This is a genomic window from Mesorhizobium sp. M0159 (genome assembly GCF_040322295.1).
Lineage (GTDB): Bacteria > Pseudomonadota > Alphaproteobacteria > Rhizobiales > Rhizobiaceae > Mesorhizobium.
In genome coordinates this window covers 1-2025 of sequence record NZ_JAMYTF010000125.1, presented here as the reverse complement: position 1 = coordinate 2025, position 2025 = coordinate 1, and the positions used below count along the sequence as shown (strand labels likewise).

The window sequence follows — 2025 nt, the reverse complement described above, 5'->3', positions numbered from 1 at the left end:
AAAAGGACCATGAAGCGCTTCAAGGCGGCACGCCAGCTTCAGCGGTTCGTTTCCATCATGATCCGATTGTCAACCTGTTCCATTTTCCCCGTAATACGCTGTCATCGGTCAACATCGAGACCTGCGTAACCCCGCCATGCAAATCTGGAACAAAATCTCGTGTGTCGCCCCAGCGTGACAGCTGTCCCGGCCAGCTATCGCTGCATCAATCCGCTGATAACTTTACAGCGCCCACGGGCCATGATGCGAAACGCAAGCTGCTCCTCATTCTGCAACAACACCAGCGCCCATCTGAATGCGAAATTCGTAGACCGGCCGCCCGTCTTCAACGAGGGCGATAGCCTCATCTGCGTCAGCTTAATGCCGCAAATGCGCATAGTGACGCCATATCGTCAATTCGATTGATTCAAAGATTGAAGCTTCGACCAATACCTCATGATCACCTTTAGCGAGCAGAAGCTGCGTGATTGGCGCTCTAATACTTTTCAAATCCGACCATTTTCATGGCCCAGCGGCTGACGCCGCCTTTGTCGTTGCGATGGATGAACATCTTTCGGATCGACGTCTCGAGGTTTCTGCGCTCGATCGGGGACAGGAAGGCGATGTCGAGTTGGCGCGTGTGCTTGAACCTCTCGACTACCGCAGCGGTCGGGCTACAGGACGGCAATCTTGCGGCAGTCAGGTGCGTGACATGCAGATCCTCGATGATGTAAAAGCCGCCTGGCTCGACGATCGGAAAAAGCTTTGCTAGAGCAAGCTGCTGATGGTAAGCGGCGTGCGAGGCATCGTCGATGATGATCCTTACGGGCGGCAGTGAGCCCGCAAGGCGTTCCAGGGCTGCCGGATCGCCCATGTCCAGCCGCTCGAAACGAAAGCGGTCTATCTTGAAGGCACTGAAATCTGAAATGTCGCAGCCGATGATGTTAGCTTTGGGAAAGAACTCCAACCACATCTTGATCGACGGTATGTCTTCGACCTTGCGAGTGAGCAGTTCTTCGGGATCGGCACAGCCGCGCTGCAGTCCAATCTCGACCATCGTGAAAGGTTCGCGCCGGAATTCCTCGAACAGAAACGAGTAAAAGCTGGTGTAGCCATGGGCGTGGAAAACCTCATCGCCCTTGTCAGTTCCGAGCGCATTGGCCAGTTTCGTCAAATTTGGAACGCTCATTGTAAAATCACCTTTTTTTCACCACCGCCACACGGAACGAATATTGTCAGCTAGCACTGTCGTTACGAAGACTCGACGGAGCGACCCATAGCGCTGACCCCTTGACTAGGCGACGCGTTCAAGACGCGTGCCAAACGCCCAGTGCTGATTTGTCTTGGCTATCCCGTCTGGCACGTGCCGCGTGCCGGACAGAATGTCGTAACTCCGACATCGGATCGCAGGCGTTCCATCTGGATGTCGTACTTCTTAAGCCTGCAGCCGATCTGGCGCCTCGACCACAGGCCGTGTCGAGGAGGAACGGTTGTGGGAAATGATGATGCGCGGCGGCTCGATCGAAAGCGCGGTCGCCGACGTGACCGTCGCTCCCGTGCGGGCCTCGCCCTCCCCTGCCGTTATGATGCTGACGCCGCCGACCAGCGCGCGCAAGGCGCGTTCCAGCCCCTCGGCGTCGGCAGAATGGTTGGCGACATCGCTGGTGCCCGCCTTTACATCGAAAGCGCGCTGGGAAGATTGTGCGGACAACGCGGTCCCTCCTGCAGTTTTAAGTGAACTGACAGCAACCCTAAGCGGATGTCGCGACCGGGGAAATCGGTCAAACCTGGTTTGGAAAGTGAACGGTTTTCCCCCGAGGCCGGTCTGCCCGCGATCAGGGGCCGCTACGACCCGCAGATTGCCGCCATGCCCCCCGCCGCCGAACACCCCGGCTGAGCTGCGCGTCAGAATGACTGACGCCGCCTCGTACTCCGGGGTTAGGCGGCGCACAGTAGGGCGGTTTGGGCTTGAATAGTGAGGGCCGGCGCTGTAAATACGAACCGCTGAAGCTGGCGTGCCGACTTGAAGCGTTTCATGGTCCTTTC

The 2025-nt window shown here is 57.5% G+C and carries 1 protein-coding gene and 2 pseudogenes; 1 reads left to right on the top strand and 2 read right to left on the bottom strand.

What is annotated here, in order from left to right:
- Window positions 1-341, top strand: a pseudogene (locus tag NKJ32_RS35300) (hypothetical protein); the annotation flags it as partial.
- Between the two features lie 134 nt (window positions 342-475).
- On the opposite strand, the gene NKJ32_RS35295 reads toward NKJ32_RS35300, so the two are convergent.
- Window positions 476-1168 carry a hypothetical protein gene (locus NKJ32_RS35295; protein WP_352830557.1) on the bottom strand — a complete coding sequence of 231 codons (693 nt, stop codon included), beginning with the start codon at window positions 1166-1168 and terminating at the stop codon, window positions 476-478.
- 270 nt (window positions 1169-1438) lie between these two features.
- Window positions 1439-1690, bottom strand: a pseudogene (locus NKJ32_RS35290) (flavin reductase); the annotation flags it as partial.
- Window positions 1691-2025 lie beyond the last annotated feature (335 nt).

What these genes read in the sequence shown, in the direction of transcription:
- NKJ32_RS35295 (WP_352830557.1), bottom strand. Translation starts at nt 1,168, where the DNA reads ATGAGCGTTCCAAATTTGACGAAACTGGCCAATGCGCTCGGAACTGAC.